This is a genomic window from Micromonospora sp. RHAY321 (assembly GCF_023896955.1).
In the GTDB taxonomy this organism is placed as follows: Bacteria; Actinomycetota; Actinomycetes; order Mycobacteriales; family Micromonosporaceae; genus Micromonospora.
On the sequence record NZ_JAMHIW010000002.1, the window covers coordinates 696914 to 714487 of the forward strand.

At 74.1% G+C, this 17574-nt stretch carries 14 protein-coding genes; 12 read left to right on the plus strand and 2 right to left on the minus strand.

Annotation, left to right across the window (positions count from 1 at the left end; genetic code table 11):
• Window positions 1-129: 129 nt before the first annotated feature.
• Entirely contained in the window at window positions 130-2115 is a 1986-nt protein-coding gene (locus M8C17_RS07560; protein ID WP_252415665.1) for a family 43 glycosylhydrolase, read from the minus strand.
• A 395-nt stretch (window positions 2116-2510) separates the two neighbouring features.
• Here M8C17_RS07560 and M8C17_RS07565 point away from each other — a divergent pair, with 395 nt between their 5' ends.
• The 7 genes from M8C17_RS07565 (at window position 2511) to M8C17_RS07595 (ending at window position 9736) form a co-directional block, all read left to right on the plus strand.
• Window positions 2511-3251 carry a helix-turn-helix transcriptional regulator gene (locus tag M8C17_RS07565; RefSeq protein ID WP_252415666.1) on the plus strand — a complete coding sequence of 247 codons (741 nt, stop codon included), beginning with the start codon at window positions 2511-2513 and terminating at the stop codon, window positions 3249-3251.
• A 171-nt stretch (window positions 3252-3422) separates the two neighbouring features.
• A complete protein-coding gene (locus M8C17_RS07570) occupies window positions 3423-4409 on the plus strand; it encodes a cytochrome P450 (protein ID WP_252415667.1) in 987 nt (328 codons plus the stop codon).
• Window positions 4406-5203: an isocitrate lyase/phosphoenolpyruvate mutase family protein gene (locus M8C17_RS07575; RefSeq protein ID WP_252415668.1), complete on the plus strand. Its 798-nt coding sequence runs from the start codon at window positions 4406-4408 to the stop codon at window positions 5201-5203. Before M8C17_RS07570 ends, M8C17_RS07575 begins: the two co-directional genes overlap by 4 nt.
• Before the next feature lie 171 nt (window positions 5204-5374).
• A complete protein-coding gene (locus tag M8C17_RS07580; protein ID WP_252415669.1) occupies window positions 5375-6343 on the plus strand; it encodes a DUF5715 family protein in 969 nt (322 codons plus the stop codon).
• Between the two features lie 4 nt (window positions 6344-6347).
• Window positions 6348-7937: an asparagine synthetase B gene (locus tag M8C17_RS07585; protein WP_252415670.1), complete on the plus strand. Its 1590-nt coding sequence runs from the start codon at window positions 6348-6350 to the stop codon at window positions 7935-7937.
• Between the two features lie 84 nt (window positions 7938-8021).
• The gene (locus M8C17_RS07590) at window positions 8022-8498 is read left to right on the plus strand and encodes a DUF1203 domain-containing protein (RefSeq protein ID WP_252415671.1); all 477 of its coding nucleotides are present in this window, start codon (window positions 8022-8024) and stop codon (window positions 8496-8498) included.
• Window positions 8499-8737: 239 nt separating this feature from the next.
• Window positions 8738-9736 (plus strand): carcinine hydrolase/isopenicillin-N N-acyltransferase family protein, encoded by a 999-nt coding sequence (locus tag M8C17_RS07595; RefSeq protein ID WP_252415672.1) that lies wholly within the window; start codon window positions 8738-8740, stop codon window positions 9734-9736.
• Window positions 9737-9838: 102 nt separating this feature from the next.
• Here M8C17_RS07595 and M8C17_RS07600 read toward each other — a convergent pair whose 3' ends face one another.
• Entirely contained in the window at window positions 9839-11281 is a 1443-nt protein-coding gene (locus M8C17_RS07600; protein ID WP_252415673.1) for an LVIVD repeat-containing protein, read from the minus strand.
• A 139-nt stretch (window positions 11282-11420) separates the two neighbouring features.
• Here M8C17_RS07600 and M8C17_RS07605 point away from each other — a divergent pair, with 139 nt between their 5' ends.
• From M8C17_RS07605 to M8C17_RS07625, 5 genes are all read left to right on the plus strand, one after another.
• Window positions 11421-12122: a DUF305 domain-containing protein gene (locus tag M8C17_RS07605; protein WP_252415674.1), complete on the plus strand. Its 702-nt coding sequence runs from the start codon at window positions 11421-11423 to the stop codon at window positions 12120-12122.
• Window positions 12123-12216: 94 nt separating this feature from the next.
• Entirely contained in the window at window positions 12217-13425 is a 1209-nt protein-coding gene (locus M8C17_RS07610) for a sensor histidine kinase (RefSeq protein WP_252415675.1), read from the plus strand.
• Entirely contained in the window at window positions 13422-14087 is a 666-nt protein-coding gene (locus M8C17_RS07615) for a response regulator transcription factor (protein ID WP_252415676.1), read from the plus strand. The genes M8C17_RS07610 and M8C17_RS07615 overlap by 4 nt, the downstream gene beginning before the upstream one ends.
• A 146-nt stretch (window positions 14088-14233) precedes the next feature.
• Entirely contained in the window at window positions 14234-15073 is an 840-nt protein-coding gene (locus M8C17_RS07620; protein ID WP_252415677.1) for an ABC transporter ATP-binding protein, read from the plus strand.
• 5 nt (window positions 15074-15078) lie between these two features.
• Window positions 15079-17562: an ABC transporter permease gene (locus M8C17_RS07625; protein ID WP_252415678.1), complete on the plus strand. Its 2484-nt coding sequence runs from the start codon at window positions 15079-15081 to the stop codon at window positions 17560-17562.
• Window positions 17563-17574 lie beyond the last annotated feature (12 nt).

Consider the following 17574-nt stretch of genomic DNA (forward strand, 5'->3'; position numbering starts at 1 on the left):
GCCGCCGGCAAGCACGGCACTCGACGCCGACAGGTGCCGGCCCCGCCGGCCTGATCCCCGGGGCGACGTCGCCGGCCCGGGGCCTCCGTCCATGCGGCGGAGCCCCCGGGCTTCTGTTCGTCGACGGCCTCAGCGGTAGAAGCGCAGGTAGTCGAACCCGGCCGTCACCGGCGGCTCGGCGCCGCCGTGCGCGACCAGCCCGATCCGGGGAGTCGTGTCGGCCGGGAAGGTCCACACCGCACCCCAGGTCCAGCTGCGGCCGTCGCGGCTGGAGCCCGCCCGGAACTCGTGCTCCCCGGTGACCGGGTCGACGTGGTGCGCCAGGCGCAGCCACGTGGTGGTGGCCGGCGTGCCGACGATGCTGCCGCCGTAGACCGGCTGGCCGGCGAAGGGCACCTCGTAGCCGTACTCCACCTGCCGGGTGTTCCAGATCGCCACCTGGGCCAACCGGGCGAACCGGTCGTCGTCCACGTAGGCGACCAGCCCGGCCTGCTGGTAGTTGCGGACCGTCTCCTCGCCCAGATCCAGCGTCACCTTCGTTTCGACGATGTAGTCGCCGCGCGGCGCGTCGCGCAGCAACACCCCCGCGGTGTTTCCGGTGCCGGTCAGGTCGGCGGCCTGCACCGGCCACCGCAGCTCACCGCCGGCGACGCTGACCGCCGGATCCTCGCGCACCCACCGCCAGTCGCCGTCGATCCCGTCGCTGAACTCGTCGGAGTACGCCGGCAGCACCGCGCCGGCCCTGGGCTCGGGTACCGCCCGCCTCGCCGGCTGGTACAGCCGGGCGACGCTGACGTTGTCGAACTCGGCCGGGCCACCCGACGCGGTCAACCCGGGTCGGCCGGCGGCCGGGCGGTCCAGCCGCAGCGACACCACGGCGAGCTGGTCACCGAGCCGGGCCTGGCTCAACTCGGCGACCAGGTTCCGGCCGCGTACCTCGACGGCCAGGTTGTGCCGGTCGGCCGGCGCGAAGCCGGCCGGCAGCGGCGCGCTGGCACGCCGGTCGCCGTCGCGGGCGACCAGCCGGCCGGCGGCCGCGTCCACCCGCACCTCGACCCGGTCGCCGAGGGTGATTCCGGCGGCGGCCGCGCCGGTCAGCCGCAGGTCGGCCTCCGCGCGGACGTCGCCGCCCACGTTGGTACGGCTGGTCAGCGCGCCGGTGCCGGTGAGTCGGCCGTCGGCGACCCGCCAGTCGCCGGAGGCGCGTCGCCAACCGGCGAGCCCGGCGGTGTCGAACCGGTCGTCGATCCGGCCGGTGGTCACCGGTGCAGGCCGGGTGCCCTCGGACGGGCCGGCGCCGGCGTTCACCGTGGGCCAGCCGTCGATCCAGTCCAGTCGGTCCAGCAGCATCGGCCGCTCGTTGATGCCGAACGCCTCGTCCAGGTACGGGTCGGCCCGGTCGATGGCGTGGTAGACGATCCAGTCCTGCCCGGACAGGTCGGTGAGGAACCCGTTGTGCCCGGTGCCGATCCACCGGTTGCCGTTCTGGGTGAGCACCGGCGTGCCGCCGGCCCGGGACGCGGTCAGCGCCACGCCGTCGCGGTCGGTGAACGGGCCGCGCGGGCCGCGGGCGCGTCCGACCTGGACGGAGTAGCCGGTGGCCGGGCCGGCGCAGCAGTTCGCGGTGGAGGCGAACAGGTAGTACCAACCGTCGTGGCGCAGCACGTAGCTGCCCTCGAACTTGTTGTCGACGGCCACCAGGGTCGGCGTGCCGACCGCGGTCAATCCGTCGGGGCTCAGTTCGGTGACCGAGATGCCGCCGTAGTAGCTGCCGTAGTAGAGGTAGCCGCGACCGTCGACGTCGGTGAACTGGCTCGGGTCGATCGTCCACAGGTAACCGCCACCGCCGCCGGGGCGCGGGGCGACGACCGGCTGCTCGGTGAAGGTCCACGGCCCGGTCGGGCTGGGGGCGGTGGCCGCGCCGATGGCGTAGTCGCTGCCCTCGGTGGAGACGGTGGTGTCGGTGACCGTCATGTACATGACCCACCGGTCGCCGAGGCGGCGCACGTCCGGCGCCCAGTACGCGGCGCCGGGTGTCGCGTACGGCGGGCGCTGGTCGGGGCCGAACGCGTCACCGACGTAGGTCCAGTCGACCAGGTCGGCCGAGCGGGCCATGGGCACCCGGTGGAACTCGCGCTCGCCCTCGCGCAGCGGGTGGTGCCGTAGGCGTACCAGAGGCCGTCGTCACCGCGGACGATGACCGGGTCGGCGAAGGTGTCGCCGACGGCGGCGGAGATCGGGTTGCGGTAGCGGGACGGGCCGTCGGAACCTGCGGCGGGCGCGGACACGATCGCGGTCAAGACCAGACCGAGCGCGGCGGCGAGCGCGCCGCCACGGCGGAGATGTCGCATGTGGACCTGCCTCGGGGAGTGGGCGGTGTGTGTCCTCGTTCTTACAACGTTGGATACAACGTTGTAAAGAGCTGGACCTCCCACCCGGGACATTGGCCAACGCCGCAGGCGGGCCGGCCCGCCTGCCGGTGCGGCGCTGGTCGGGGCGATGATGGGGCGATGAGCGCTGTCACCGAGGGCCGGGGGATGGCCGAGCTGGCCGCCCTGTTGGCCGACGGCACCCGGGCCGGCATCTGCCTCGCGCTGCTCGACGGCCGGGCCTGGACGGCCGGCGAGCTGGCCCGGCGGGCCGGGGTCGCGCCGTCCACCGCCAGCGACCACCTCACCCGGCTCGTCCGGGGCGGGTTGCTGGTCGAGGAACGGCAGGGCCGGCACCGCTACCTGCGGCTGGCCGGGCCGTCGGTGGCGCAGTTGATCGAGGGCCTGGCCGGGCACGCCCCGGCCCCACCCGCGCCGACCGGGTCGCTGCGCGCCGCCACCGCCGGTGCCGCCCTGGCGTACGCCCGGACCTGCTACGACCACCTCGCCGGACGGTTGGGTGTGCTGATGTACGACGCGTTGCTGGCCCACGGGCGGCTGGACCGGGCCAGCGGTCTGACGGTGACCCCCGACGGGTGGGCGTGGGCGGCGGGGCTGGGCGTACCGGTGGACGTGCTGCGTGCCGCGCGACGACCGGTGGTCCGCGACTGCCTGGACTGGACCGAGCGCAGGTCGCACCTGGCCGGGGCACTGGGCGCGGCAGTCTGCCGTCGCTTCGCCGAGCTGGGCTGGACCGCCCCGGGGGCCGGCCGCGCGGTCCGCCTCACCCCGACCGGCAGATCCGCCCTCGCCACGAACCTGAACATCCCCGAACACGCCCTCACCCCCGCTTCACCCCCGGCGACCAGCGGCCGCGCCTGACTGCCACACCGCCCACCGTGCCGCTGGGGCTGAGGGCGCGACAGTTCGGTGGGGGGCGAAGGGTTCCGGTTCTACGGTCTGGCGGTGACCGATTCCTGGCCTCTTGTTCCGCCCGCAGCCGGAGTACCGGCCTGTGGTCCGCCCACGCTCGGACCTGACGGCGCCTGGTGGGTGACGCGGCATGCCGACGTTCGGGCTGCGCTGTGTCACCCGGACCTGCACGTACCGGCCGTCGGCACCGGGCCACCCGGCACCCTCGCGTGGCTGCGTGCCACGGTCAGCCGGTTCAGCCCACCCGGGCTGCACGCCGAGCGGCGGTCGATCGGCGTGACCGCGCTGGCCGCGCTGGACCCGGACGACCTGCGCGACGAGGCGTCCCGGATGACCGCCGCCGCCCTGGACCGGGCCGGTGGACGCCTCGACGTCATGCGCGGACTGGCCAGGCCGGTGCCGCTGCGGGTGCTGGCCGGCCGGCTCGGCCTCACCGACCCGGTCGCCGCCGGGACGGCGGTCGGCGCGGTGGCCGCCGCGTACCACCCGGGGGTCGACCCGTCGCTGGTGCGGCGGGCCGACCGGGCGGTGGAGACGCTGCTGGCGCTCTGCCCACCGGCCCGGCCGGAGGTACGGGCGAACCTGGCCGGCCTGCTGGTCCAGGCCTGTGACGCCACCGCCGGCCTGATCGGCGCCGCCGCACACCACCTGCTCCCGCTGGCCGGCGACCGCGAGGCCGACGCCCCGCCGGGCGGGAAGCGACCGGTGGACCCACCGGCCCGGGGGGAGACGGCCGACCTGCTGGCCGAGGTATTGCGACTCGACCCGCCGGTCTGGGCCACCCGTCGGGTCACCGCCGCCGGGGTACGGCTCAGCGGACAGGACCTGCCGCCCGGCAGCCCCGTGCTGCTGCGGTTCGACGCCGCGAACCGCGATCCGCGCGCGTTCGCCGATCCGGAGGCGTTCCGGCCCGACCGGCCCGGCGCAGGGCTGCTGACCTTCGGCGCGGGGGAGCGGGGCTGCCCCGGCGACCGGCACGCACTGGCCCTGGCCACCGGGGTGCTCGACGTGCTGCGCCGCCGCTGCCGGCGTACCCCCGGCGACCTGCGCCACGAACCGCACCCGACCCTGCGCGTCCCGACGACCCTGGAGGTGACCGTCCGATGATCGACCGTCGTGCGGCGTTCCGCGCCCTGCACCACGCCAGCCGTCCTCTGCTGCTGCCGAACGCCTGGGACCACGCGTCCGCGGCGGCGCTCGCCGCGCACGGCCATCCGGCGATCGGCACCACCAGCCTCGGCGTCGCCGCGTCCGCCGGCCAACCCGACGGCGTGGCGGCCACCGGCGCGGAGACCATGGCCCTGACCGGTCGACTCGCCCGGCTGCCGGTGCTGCTCACCGTCGACGTGGAGGCCGGGTTCAGCGATGATCCGGCGGAGGTCGCCGGCTACGTGGCGGAGCTGGCCGGGCTCGGCGCTGTCGGGATCAATCTGGAGGACGGGCGGGCCGACGGCAGCCTGGCCGACCCCGAGGGCATCGCCGACAAGATCGCGGCGGTGAAGGCGGCGGTGCCGGACCTGTTCGTCAACGCCCGCACCGACACCTGGTGGCTCGGGGTGGCCGAGCCGCTGCCGCAGACCCTGGCCCGGGCTCGGGCCTACCGGGCCGCCGGCGCCGACGGGATCTTCGTGCCCGGCACCGTCGACCTGGCGACGGTGCGGGTGCTCGCCGAGCGGGTCGACGCGCCGCTGAACGTGCTGTACCAGCCGGGCGGGCCGGGTCTGGACGAGCTGGGCCGGGCCGGGGCGGCCCGCGTCAGCACCGGTTCCCTGCTGTTCCGGGCCGCGTTGGCCGCCGCGGTCGCCACCGCCGACGCGGTCCGTGCCGACGGGTTCGCCGCGCCGGCGGAGCTGCCGTCGTACGCCGAGGTGCAGGCCCTGGTGGCGACGGACGGCGACTGATCGCCCTGCCCGCCGGTGGTTCGTCCCGGCGAGCCGTGCCTGCCGGGCCTCGGCCCGGCAGGTCCCTTCGGGGTAGATAGGAGGATTGTTCGGTCCCTTCCGGGTCCTGCTGATTACGGTGTGTTCAGGGCGATGTACCCAGTGCCGTGACCGGAGAAAGGGACCCCCGTCATGCGAGTGCCCAGCCGTAGCCCGGGACAGCAGCCCGGCACGCCCGTGTCGCCCACCGCCCCGGCCCGCCGCCGACCCTCCGGAACCACCCCCCGCCGCCCTGCCGCCACCGCTCCGGACCTGGCCGCCTACCGGGAGGCCGTCGCCGAGCTGCTGGTCGAGGTCGGTGCCCTGGCCGACGCGACCAGCACCCGCGCCCGGCAGGTGCTCATCGACGAGCGGCTGCGTGAACCGGCGCTCGCCGCCGTGCTCGACGCCACCCCGCAGGGTCTGATCGGCGCGCGCGAGACCCTGCTGCTGGAGATGGCCCGCTACCAGCCGAACGAACGCACCTCGGCGCGTGACCTCACCGCGCTGGTCCGGATCTACCTGCTCTCCCGCATCGACGTGCTGTGGTGGCAGGACGCACCCACGTTCGTCACCGACGACCAGGTCAACGGCAGCAGCGACCTCGTCGACCTGGAGTGGCTGCGCCGCCGCGACCTGCTGCGCTTCCGCTACCAGGAACAGCCCTCCACCGTGCTCGGCCGGGCCGCGCGCGGGCTACGCCGCCGGCTGCGGCCGGACGCCACCCCCCGCACCGCCGGGCTGCTGTTCCGGCGCGCCCGGCGGGAGGTGGTGGCGCTGCTCAACGACATCGGACGGGAGTTCGCCGCCGCCGCACCGCCCGCCACCCCGCCACTGTGGGTGACCAGCCTGGTCCGCAGCGCCGAGCACCAGTACCGCCTGCGCCGGCTGGGGTACGCCGCCATGCTGCCCAGCGGGCACTGCCTGGGCTACTCCATGGACGTCGAACTCGCCTGGTACGAGCGCTTCGGCGCGCGGGACACCCTGGCGGAGCTGCTGCTGGCCCGGCAGGAGGCCGGCGAGCTCAACGTGATCGACGAGGGTCAGGCATGGCATCTCTGTCTCGCACCCGCCGCCCGGCGTCGGCTGCGCCGCGCGTACGAGTCCGAGATGGGGGTGTGAGCCGGTGTGCGGCATCGCGTTGAGCATCGGCCCCGAGGCCGACCCGGCAACCTTCCGGCGGATGCTCGCCGTCCTCGCCTCCCGCGGTGAGGTCACCGAGACCCGGTCCGAGAACGGGCTGCTCGCCGGCACCCGGCGGCTGCGGGTGGTGGACCGCGACCGGGCCGTGCAGCCGTGGACGTCGACCGACGAACGCTGGCTGCTCTGCTTCAACGGCGAGATCTTCAACCACCGGGAACTGCGCGCGCAGCTGACCCGGCTCGGGCAGGTGTTCCGCACCGAGAGCGACACCGAGGTGCTGCTCGCCGCCTTCCAGCAGTGGGGCGAGGCGGCGGTGACCCGGCTGCGCGGCGAGTACGCCTTCGCGGTCGTCGAGCGACCCACCGGCCGGGTGTACCTGGCCCGCGACCCGGTCGGCGTGAAGCCGCTGTACTGGTCCCGCCGACCCGGCTGCCTGCATCTCGCCTCCGAGGTGAAGGCGCTGGTCGGGCACGGCGCACCGGTCGCCGAGGTGCCGCCCGGGCACCACGGCTGGGCGGACCCGGAGGGGCACGTCCGACTGCACCCGTACGTCGACCTGCTCACCCTCGGCGACGGACTGCCGGTCGTCGACGACCCGGACGAGGCCGCCCTGCTCGTCCGTGCCGCGCTGACCGACGCCATCCGGATGCGGGTGGAGACCGACCTCACCGTCGGGGTGGTGCTCTCCGGAGGCCTGGACAGCTCGCTGACCCTGCGGCAGGTGCGGGACATGCACCCGGACTGCGTCGCCGTGACCGTCGGCGACCCGGACAGCCCCGACGTGGCGTACGCCCGGCGGCTCACCGCCGACCTGGGTGTGCCCCACGAGGTGGTCGAGCTGCGTCCGCGCGACATCCGCCTCGCCGACGTGCGGGAGGCCATCCGGATCTCCGAGCTGACCGAGTACGGCGACATCATCAACGCGGTGGTGTCGGTGCCGATCTACCGGCGGCTGCGCGACCTGGGGATCAAGGTGGTGCTCACCGGCGACGGCTCCGACGAGCTGTTCGGCGGGTACCCGATGTACCGCCAGGCCGGCCCGACCGCGTCCCGTCGGCTCTTCCTGCACCGCATCCGCAACCTGTGCCGTACGGAGTTGCAGCGGGTCGACCGGGCCGCCATGGGGCACGGGGTGGAGGCCCGCCTGCCGTTCCTCGACCTCAGCGTGGTCGAGTTGGCGATGCGGTTGCCGCTGGAGCTGAAGCTGCGCGACGGGCAGGAGAAGTGGATCGTCCGGCGGGCGTTCAGCGACGTGCTTCCCGACTACGTCCTGCGCCGGCCGAAGAACCCGATGTCGTACTCCTCGGGCCTGCACGAGCGGGTCCGGCTGTACAAGCCGCTCTTCGCCCGGCTGCACCGCTCGTTCGGCTACGACCTGCTGGAGCCGGTCCGCCGCGACTTCGACACCGTGTTGACGCGGTGCGGCAACGACCTGGACCGGGCCATCGCCGACGGGCTGACCCGCCCGGACTACACGGTGCTGGAGCACGCCCGTGACCTGGTCGGCGCGGCGAAGTGGAACGCCGCGCCGGCGGTCCGCCGGCTGGTCGGCCCCCGCCCGGCCCGCCGCTGAGCGGCTCCCCGCGCACGGAAAGCCGCCCAGCGCCAGGTCCGATCGCCGCCAGCATCCGCGCCGACGCCGGACCAGGCTGGGCGGATGACGAACAGCATCACGTTCCGCGTGCACGCCCTGCCGGCCGCGGCGCTCGACACCGTCCGCCGCACCGGCCGCGACGCCGCCGACCAACCCGTCGAGGCGCTGGCGGCCGGCGGCGGGGAGCCGCTGCGCTGCTGCCTGCGCGACGCCGAGGCAGGGGAGGCGCTGCTGCTCTTCGGTTACCCGCCGCCGGTCGCCGCCGGGCCGTACCGGGAGATCGGGCCGATCTTCGCGCACGCCGCCGTCTGCCCTGGCCCGGAAGCGCCGGGCGGCCACCCGCCGGCCTGGCGGGGGCGGCCCCAGGTGCTGCGGGCGTACGACCGGCAGGGCCGGATCTGCGGTGGCCGGTTGCACAACGGCACCGACCCGGAGGCGGTGATCGCCGAGCTGTTCGCCGACCCGGCGGTGCACCAGCTGCACAGCCGCAACGTGGTGTACGGCTGCTTCATGTTCGCCGTGGAGCGGGCGGCCGGGTGACCCGGCGCCACTGCGACCGGTCGGCGCTCAGCTCACCAGGAGCAGCGCGCCGACCGCGGTGAGCGTGCCGGTGACCGCGAGCAGGGCGCGCCGCCCGCGCTGGCCACGTCGTGGTGACCAGTCCCACCAGCGCGGGGGCACCGCGCTCCGGCCCGCCGGAGCTGGCCCGATGCGGGAACCCGACAGACCGCACCGCGCCGGTGGACAACCGTCGATCGGTCCCATAGCGTCCAACGGATATGCGGAGGACCCTGCCGGCCGCCACGACGGCCCTGCTGCTCGCCCTGACCGCCTGCACCGCCACCGGGTCGGCCGATGCGCCCAGTCCCTCGCCGGCCGGCGTGCCGAACGCCTCCCGCCAGGACGCGTCCCAGGCCGAGCGGACCATGGCCAGCCTGCGCCGGGTGGACGACCTGCCGCTGTACGAGATGACCTACGTCGGGGCGTACGACCCGACGGTGGGCACCGACGCGGCCCCGCCCAGCCCGTTCGGCTGTTCGCTCTTCGTCGCCGCGGGCGATCCGGCCCGACCGTTGTTCGCCCGCAACTTCGACTGGGACGCCAACCCGGCGCTCGTGTTGCGGACCGACCCACCGGACGGCTACGCGGCCATCTCGCTGGTCGACATCTCCTACCTCGGGGTCGGTGCCGACCCGACCGGTGACCGTCGTCTGCTCGACGCGCCGCTGCTGCCCTTCGACGGGATGAACGAGCGGGGTCTCGCGGTGGGGCTGGCCGCCGACGACGCGGCGACGGCCCGCGCCGAGCCGGGCAAGCCCACCGTCGGGTCGGTGCGGATCCTGCGGCTGGTGCTGGACGGGGCGGCCACGGTCGACGAGGCGGTGGCCGTGTTCCGCCGGCACAACCTCGACTTCGACGGTGGGCCGGCGCTGCACTACCTGGTGGCCGACGCGACCGGTGCGTCGGCGGTGATCGAGTTCGTCGACGGCGAGCTGCGGGTGGAGCGGGGCACGGGCGGTTGGCAGGCGCTGACCAACGTGCCGGTCGCCGGGGTTCCCGAGCAGCGCCGCCGCGAGGACCGCCGGTACGGGCAGATCGCCGCCGCCCTGACCGAGGCCGACGGGGTGCTGGACGCCACCGCGGCGCACCGCGTGCTCGCCTCCGTCCGGCAGGGGCACACCCGTTGGTCGGTGACGTACGGCCTGCGCAGCGGCGAGGTCCGGCTGATCACCGCCACCGGCGGGGGCGAGCGGCGCTACCGGTTGTCGATGAGCTGACACCCTCGCTCGACAGCCGCCGGACGCGGCCGGGCCCGGCCCCCACATCGGGGACCGGGCCCGGTCTCGTGCTCGGTGCCTACTCAGTTCGGTGCGTGGCGCCTACCAACCCAGGTAGCTGGGCTGGGTCTGCACGTTGAGCTCCTTGTACCGGGTCAGGTTCGCCGTCCAGGTACGCCAGTCGTTGAGCTCCAGGACGTCCAGGCCCTTGACCATGTCGTTGGAGTAGATGTGTCCGTTGTAGTAGTACGCGGACCAGGTGCCACCGCCGACGAACGTGTCGGCCGAGAGCGGACCGCGCTCCCAGAAGGCGATTTCCTTCGGGTTGGCCGAGTCGGTGAAGTCCCAGACCGAGATGCCGCCCTGGTACCACGCCTGGACCATGATGTCCCGCCCGAGCACCGGGATCAGCGAGCCGTTGTGCGCCACGCAGTTCTCGGTGTCGGCGTTGTTGCGGGGGATCTTGTAGTAGCTGCGGAAGTGCATCGTCCGGGCGTCACCGCGACCGGTGATGTCGTAGATGGCGTCCGCGCCCCGGTTCGGGCCGATGGCCTCGTTGCAGGTTGCCGCGCCGCCGCCGCCCAGTTCGTCGGTGAAGATCACCTTGGTGCCGGCGTTGTTGAACGTGGCCGAGTGCCAGAACGCGAAGTTGGTCGTGTCCCGCACTCGGTTGATCACCCGGGGCGCCTCCCGGTCGCGGATGTCCATCAGGATGCCGTCACCCATGCACGCGCCAGCGGCCAGGTCCTTGGTCGGGTAGACGGTGATGTCGTGGCAGCCGCTGGTCGCCGTCTTCTCCCGCGGGATGCCCGGGTAGCCGCCGTCTGGGAAGAGGTTCGGCATGGCGACCACGGCCGCCTCGGTCGGCTTCTTCAGCGGCACCTTGATGATGGAGATGGAGTCGTGCGGCGGCGGGCACCCGACGTATGTGTCCGACGGCCCGTACGACGAGACGTACAGGTAGACCGACTTCTTGTCCTTTGCCGGCACCAGGGTGTGGGTGTGCGAGCCGCAGGCCGTCTGCACCGACTTGAGGTAGCGCGGGTTGGCCTTGTCCTTGATGTCGAAGACCTTGATGCCCTCCCACTTCGTCTCCGACGACGGCACCGAGGTGCTGGCGCAGGAGTCGTCGCTGCGCGGCGAGTCGGTGGAGAGGAAGAGCAGGTCACCGTGGACGGAGATGTCATTCTGCGAACCCGGGCAGAGCAGCCGGGACACGACCTTCGGCGCGCTGGGCCGCGAGATGTCGTAGATGACAAAGCCGTTGTAGTTGCCGGCGAACGCGTACTTGCCCTGGAAGGCGATGTCGCTGTTGGTCGCATCCAGGGGAGCGACCTTGGGCACGTTGGCGATCTGGCGCAGGTTGGGGCTGCTCACGATCTCGTCGACGCCGGGGATGGTGTTCCCGGCGGTCGCCGGCGCGGACAGCGGCGCGACCTGAGCGCTGCTTGGCGGGGCGACGAGGACACTGGCGACGAGGAGGCCGGTCGCGGCGAGGCCAACGATCCGCAGTTGTCGTAACCGTGGCATGTGGAGTCTGGTCATCGGCGAGGCCCTTCGCAAGGGGGAGACGATGGTCGACACCTTACCGCCGGATGAAGAGCATCGATGTGAGCTGGGTCACACCGGATGGTTCTCCTCAATGGATAACATCGCGATGACCTCGACCCACAGGGAGTGGCCCATGACCAGTCGGCGCGCACGGACCCTCTCGGTCGTCACACTGGCACTCGTGCTGACGCTGGTGGCGTTCGTTCTGGTCCGCGCAGGCGGCGACCACGGGACGGACGCCGCGCAGCCGGTCTCCGCACCCGCCACCTCGACACCGGCGGCCAGCCCCGTTCCCACCGACCTGACCGTCATCGTGCCCGGCCGTCCGGGCGAGTCGGCGGCGACCCGCCCGGCCCACGAGGTCCGCGACGTCGGTCCGGCCCCGCACAACGCGCTGGACGTCATGTACGTACGAATGATGATCCCGCACCACGCGCAGGCCCTGGAGATGGCGGAACTCGCCCCCGACCGGGCCGCCGACCCGGACATCCGCGCCCTCGCCGACCGGATCCGGGCCAGCCAGGGACCGGAGATGGGCATGATGCGCGGCTGGCTGCAGACCCGCGGTCTCCCGGCGGAGGCCCAGGGGCACGACCACGCCACTATGCGGGGCATGCAGTCGCCGGAGGCGATGCGGCAGTTGGCCGCCGCCCGTGGCGCCGACTTCGACCGGCTCTTCGTGCGGATGATGACCGAACACCACGAGGGTGCCATCGAGATGGCCACCAATCTGCTCAAGGTCGGCTCCGACCTGACGCTCAGCGAGTTCGCCAACTCGGTCGCCACCGAGCAGACCGTCGAGATCGACCGGATGCGCGAGGTCCTCGGCCACTGAGCCGGCAGTTCCGGCTCCGCACACTCGGCGCCCCGGAGACGGGGCAGCTCGACAGGGACGGCGGAGGGGATCCGACCTCCGGCACGTACGCTGGGTGACCGTGAGACGCACGATGTTCGGTCGCCCGCTGCGCGGCGTCGCCTTCGACGTGGCGGTCTCCGGCGTGGTGGTGCTCTTCGGCGTGGCCGGGGCGGCCGCCCAGCCGGGTGGCTGGGCGGCCACCCTGGTCGGCGCGGGGATGGCCGTGGCGCTGCTGTTCCGCCGCTCGCGCCCGGGCGCGGTGACCGTGGTGGTCGCGGCGCTCGCGCTGGTCCAGGTGGTCGCCCAGTGGGGCCCGCTGCCCTTCGACATCGCCGTCCTGATCGCGCTCTACAGCGTCGTGAAGTACGGCAGGCGGCTGCGCGACGGGGTGCTCGCCGGTGTGGTCGCCGCCGTGGGCGTCCTGCTCGCCGCCGCCCAGACCCAGGGCGCCATCACCTGGTGGGCGACCGCGCTGTGGTACGCGCTGGTCACCGGCGCGGTCTGGCTGGTCGCGCTGAACGTGCGGACCCGCCGCCTTTACGTGCTCACCCTGGAGGACCGGGCCACCACGCTGGAACGCGAGCGGGAGGCCGAGTCACGGGCGGCGGTCGCCGAGGAACGCACCAGGATCGCCCGCGAGCTGCACGACGTGGTGGCGCACAGCATGGCGGTGATGATCGTCCAGGCCGACGGGGCGCGGTTCATGCTCGACCGCGACCCCGAGCAGGCTCGGACGGCGGTGAAGGTGGTCGCCGACACCGGCCGGCAGGCCCTGGAGGAGATGCGCCGACTGGTCGGCGTCCTGCGGGACGCGGGCCCGGCCGGCGCGGACGGTCCGGTGGTGGCCGATCCGGAGCACCGCCGGCTGGCCCTGGCCGAGCTGCCCGACCTACTGGCCCGGTTCGGCGACGCCGGGCTGCGCATCCGGCACACGATCACCGGCGAACCACCGGCGCTTCCGCCCGGGCTGGAACTGACCATCTACCGCGTGGTGCAGGAGGCGCTGACCAACGCGCTCAAGCACGCCGGCGTCGGCGCCGGCGTCGAGGTGAGCCTGACGTACGCCGCCGACGCCGTCGTGGTCACGGTGGTCGACGACGGTCGCGGCCGGCCGGTGGTCAGCCCGGCGCCGTCCGGCGGCCACGGTCTTCTCGGCATGCGGGAGCGGGTGACGGTGTACGACGGCAGCCTCACCGCCGGCGCCCGACTGGCCGGGGGCTGGCAACTCGAGGTCCGGCTGCCGCTACCGTCGGAGCCCGCAACGGAGGTGATCGCGGCATGACGATCCGGGTGGTGATCGCGGACGACCAGGCGCTGGTGCGCGCCGGGTTCCGGATGGTGCTGGACTCCCAGCCCGACCTGGAGGTCGTCGGGGAGGCCATCGACGGCGCGGACGCGCTGCGCGTGCTCGCCCGCACCGAGGCCGACGTGGTGGTGATGGACATCCGGATGCCGACCATGGACGGGGTGGAGGCGACCCGGCGGCTCTGCGCCGACCGGCCGGCGGGCAAGCCCCGGGTGCTGGTGCTGACCACCTTCGACACCGAGGCGGACGCGTTCGCCGCGCTGCAGGCCGGGGCAAGCGGCTTCCTGCTCAAGAACGTCCCGCCGGAGGAGTTGCTGGCCGCGATCCGGGTGGTGGCCGAGGGTGACTCGGTGGTGGCGCCGTCGATCACCCGGCGACTGCTGGACCGGTTCGCCGGCCAGCTCGGCGCCGGCCCGAGCGCCGACCCCCGGCTGGCGCAGCTCACCGAACGGGAGCGGGAGGTGCTGCTGCTGGTCGCGCAGGGGCTGTCCAACGCGGAGATCGCCGCCCGGGTGCACGTGGCCGAGGCGACGGTGAAGACCCACGTCGGGCGGATCCTGGCGAAGCTCCAGCTGCGCGACCGGGTCCAGGCGGTGGTCCTGGCGTACGAGAGCGGGCTGGTCACGCCCGGGGGATGACCCGGCGTACGACCTGGGTCGTACGGGCCGGCGGGCGAACCGCGACCCGGGACGCACGCAGGTCGAGCGCGCAGGTGGAGATCGACTGACCCGTCCCGGCCATAGCGTCGGAGGGGTCCGATCCGCACCTGAACCGGGGAGTCCACGTGTCCCTCGCACCTCCCGCCCACGCCGGCACCGGCGTCGCGGTCACCGCCCGTGGCCTGGAAAAGCGGTACGGCCAGGGCCCTGCCGCGGTCGTCGCCCTCGACGGTGTCGACCTCGACGTGGCCGCCGGCCGGTTCACCGCCATCATGGGCCCGTCCGGCTCCGGCAAGTCGACGCTGATGCACTGCCTGGCCGGTCTGGACCGGCCGACCGCCGGCGAGGTCGGCATCGGTGCGGCAGACCTTGGTCGGCTCGACGACCGGCGGCTCACCCTGCTGCGGCGCGACCGGGTCGGCTTCGTCTTCCAGAAGTTCAACCTGCTGCCGGCGTTGACCGCCGAGGAGAACATCGTGCTGCCGCTGGCCATCGCCGGGCGGCGGCCCGACCCGGTCTGGCTGCGGCAGGTGGTGGCGGCGGTGGGGTTGGGCGACCGGTTGCGGCACCGACCCGCCGAGCTGTCCGGGGGTCAGCAGCAGCGGGTGGCGGTGGCCCGCGCTCTCATCACCCGGCCATGGGTGATCTTCGCGGACGAACCTACCGGCAACCTGGACTCCCGCTCCGGTGCGGAGGTGCTGCGGCTGCTCCGCGAGGCCGTGGACACCCTCGGCCAGACAGTGATCATGGTGACCCACGACCCGGTCGCCGCCGCGTGGGCCGACCGGGCGGTCTTCCTGGCCGACGGTCGGCTGGTGGGCGACCTCGCCGCGCCCACCGCCGAGCAGGTGCTGGACACCCTCGCGCACCTCGATGCGGCCCGTCCGCCCGCGTCGGGTGGGCGTCCTCCGGTCACCGCCGGCCGGGGCGTGCCTACCGCTTCCACGCCGGCGCGGGGGCGGTGACCGGGATGATCCGTCTGACCCTGCGCTCGCTGCGCGCCGAGGCGCTGCGCATGCTGCTGTCCGCGCTGGCCGTCGTCCTCGGTGTCGCGTTCATCGCCGGCACGCTCATCTTCGTCGACGGGATGCGTGCCGGCGCGTACGACCGGGCCGGCACCTTCGACCGGCACACCGACCTGGCCGTCTACGCGACCGGCGACCAGCCGCTGCCCGCGAGCCTCGTCGACCGGGTCCGGGCCGTCGACGGGGTGGCCGCAGCAGCCGGGGAGCTGACCAACACCGCTGGCATCGTCGGCTCCGACGGCCGGCCGGTGCTCGGCTTCACCGTCCTCGCCGCCATCCCCACCGAAGAGGCCCTGCGCTCGTACGACGTGGTCGCCGGGCGGCTGCCCGACCGCACCGGCGAGGTGGTGCTCGACGCGCCGACGGTGGCCGAGGAGGGCTTCTCCCTCGGCGCGCCGGTCCGCATCGGCGGCAGCGGCGGCGAGGCCCGCCCGTACACCCTGGTCGGCACCGTCGACGTGGCCGGCAGCGCACGCGACGTCGGTGGTCCGTTCATCGGCCTGGTCGGGCCGGACGCGCTCGCGGTCACCGGTGAACGCGGGTACGGCCGCATCATGGTGGCGGCCGAGCCGGGCACCTCCGCAACGGCGGTGGCCGACCGGGTACGCGGCGTCGCCGGCGTCGGCACCACCGTCAAGGGCCGACAGCAGATCCTCGACGAGGCCGTCGAGGACGCGGTCCGCGACCTGAACCAGTTCACCATGCTGCTGCTGATCTTCGTGGGCGTCGCGGTTGTCGTGGCCGGCTTCGTGATCGCCAACACCTTCGCGATCGTGCTGGCACAGCGCACCCGGCGGACCGCGCTGCTGCGGCTGGTGGGTGCCACCCGGGGGCAGGTCTTCCGGGCCACGCTCCTGGAGTCGGCGGTGATCGGGATGGTGGCCTCCGCGCTCGGTGTGCTGCTCGGAGTGGCCCTCGCCGGCGGACTGCGGCTGCTGATGTCCCGGCTGGACGTGCCCGTCTCCGGCGGGCTGACCGTGGGCGGGTCGACCGTCCTGACCAGCCTGCTGCTCGGCACCGTGCTCACCGTCGCCGCCGCCCTGCTGCCGGCCTGGCGGGGCACCCGGGTCGCCCCGGTGGCCGCGCTCACCGACGCCGCGGTGCAGCCCAGCCGGGGCGCCGGTCGGCTCCGGCTGGCCATCGGCGCGGTGGTGCTGGCCGCCGGCGTCACCGCGCTGCTCGGTGCCGGCAGCGCTGGTCAGGTGCTGTTGGTGGCCATCGGCGGGGTGCTGGCCTTCTTCGGGATCGTGCTGTTCGGCCCGGTGCTCGTTCCGGCGCTGGTCCGTGCCCTCGGCTGGCCGGCCGGCCGCCTAGTCGGGGCGACCGCCACGCTGGCGGTGGCCAACGCGGTCCGCAACCCACGCCGGATCGCGGCGACCGCCACCGCCCTGGTGATCGGAATCGGGCTGGTGTCGGCGTTCGTGGTCGGCGCCCGCAGCACCAAGGACGGCATCGAGCGCAGCGTGGACGCCGAGGTGGGGACCGACTTCGTGGTCACCGGAATCGGTCAGGACCTGCCCGCCCCGCTCGCCGGTGAACTGGCCGCCCGCCCCGAACTGGGGGTCGTGCACGAGCAGCGCAGCACCGTCACCGCCGACATCGAGATCCGGGCCGCCCACCCGGCGCTGGTCGGCCGGACGCTGACCGCTGTGCTGGCCGGTGACGTCGACCGGCTCGGGCCGGGGCAGGTGCTGGTGCACCGGGAGCTGGCGCAGGCACGCGGCTGGCAGGTCGGCTCGCCGGTCGCCGTCGCCGGGCGGCCGTTCCGGGTGGCGGCGGTGGTCGCCGACGACGCAGCCGCCATGGTCGCGAGCAGCGTGCCGGCCGGCCACGTCATCGACATGGCCGACGCGGACTTCGCCGCGCTCTTTCCCGCCCAGCGGGGTCACCTCGCCGAGGTCGATCCCGCCGTCGGGGTGAGCGCGGAGCGGGCCCGCACCGCGGTCGAGGAGGTGGTGGGCCGGTACCCGACGGTCAACCTGCTGGACCAGGGCGCGTACAAGAAGATGCTCACCAGCACGGTGGACATGCTGCTCGCCTTCGTCACCGCGCTGCTCGGCCTGGCCGTGGTGATCGCCCTGGTCGGGGTGGCGAACACGCTGAGTCTCTCGGTGGTGGAGCGCACCCGGGAGAACGCGGTGCTGCGGGCGGTCGGACTGACCCGGGGTCGGATGCGGGTCATGCTCGCCGTGGAGGCGGTGCTGATGGCACTGGTCGGCGCGGTGCTCGGGGTCGGGCTGGGCACCGGGGTGAGCGCCGCGGGGATGGCCGTACTGGCCCGCCTCGGCGGTGACTTCCACGTGGTGCTGCCGCTCGGTCAGCTCGGGCTGATCCTCGGTGTGGCGGCGCTGGCCGCCCTGGTCGCCTCGGTGCTGCCGGCCCGCCGCGCACTGTCCCGGCCGGTCGTCGAGGCTCTCGGCGACCAGTGACCGCAGCGGCGC

Excerpts from the sequence above, each read along its gene's own strand:
- M8C17_RS07590 (WP_252415671.1), top strand. The coding sequence starts at position 8,022 with ATGACGAACAGCATCACGTTCCGCGTGCACGCCCTGCCGGCCGCGGCG.
- M8C17_RS07560 (WP_252415665.1), bottom strand. The coding sequence starts at position 2,115 with ATGGCCCGCTCGGCCGACCTGGTCGACTGGACCTACGTCGGTGACGCG.
- M8C17_RS07580 (WP_252415669.1), top strand. The coding sequence starts at position 5,375 with ATGCGAGTGCCCAGCCGTAGCCCGGGACAGCAGCCCGGCACGCCCGTG.
- M8C17_RS07575 (WP_252415668.1), top strand. The coding sequence starts at position 4,406 with ATGATCGACCGTCGTGCGGCGTTCCGCGCCCTGCACCACGCCAGCCGT.
- M8C17_RS07600 (WP_252415673.1), bottom strand. The coding sequence starts at position 11,281 with ATGACCAGACTCCACATGCCACGGTTACGACAACTGCGGATCGTTGGC.
- M8C17_RS07615 (WP_252415676.1), top strand. The coding sequence starts at position 13,422 with ATGACGATCCGGGTGGTGATCGCGGACGACCAGGCGCTGGTGCGCGCC.
- M8C17_RS07605 (WP_252415674.1), top strand. The coding sequence starts at position 11,421 with ATGACCAGTCGGCGCGCACGGACCCTCTCGGTCGTCACACTGGCACTC.
- M8C17_RS07595 (WP_252415672.1), top strand. The coding sequence starts at position 8,738 with ATGCGGAGGACCCTGCCGGCCGCCACGACGGCCCTGCTGCTCGCCCTG.
- M8C17_RS07565 (WP_252415666.1), top strand. The coding sequence starts at position 2,511 with ATGAGCGCTGTCACCGAGGGCCGGGGGATGGCCGAGCTGGCCGCCCTG.
- M8C17_RS07625 (WP_252415678.1), top strand. The coding sequence starts at position 15,079 with ATGATCCGTCTGACCCTGCGCTCGCTGCGCGCCGAGGCGCTGCGCATG.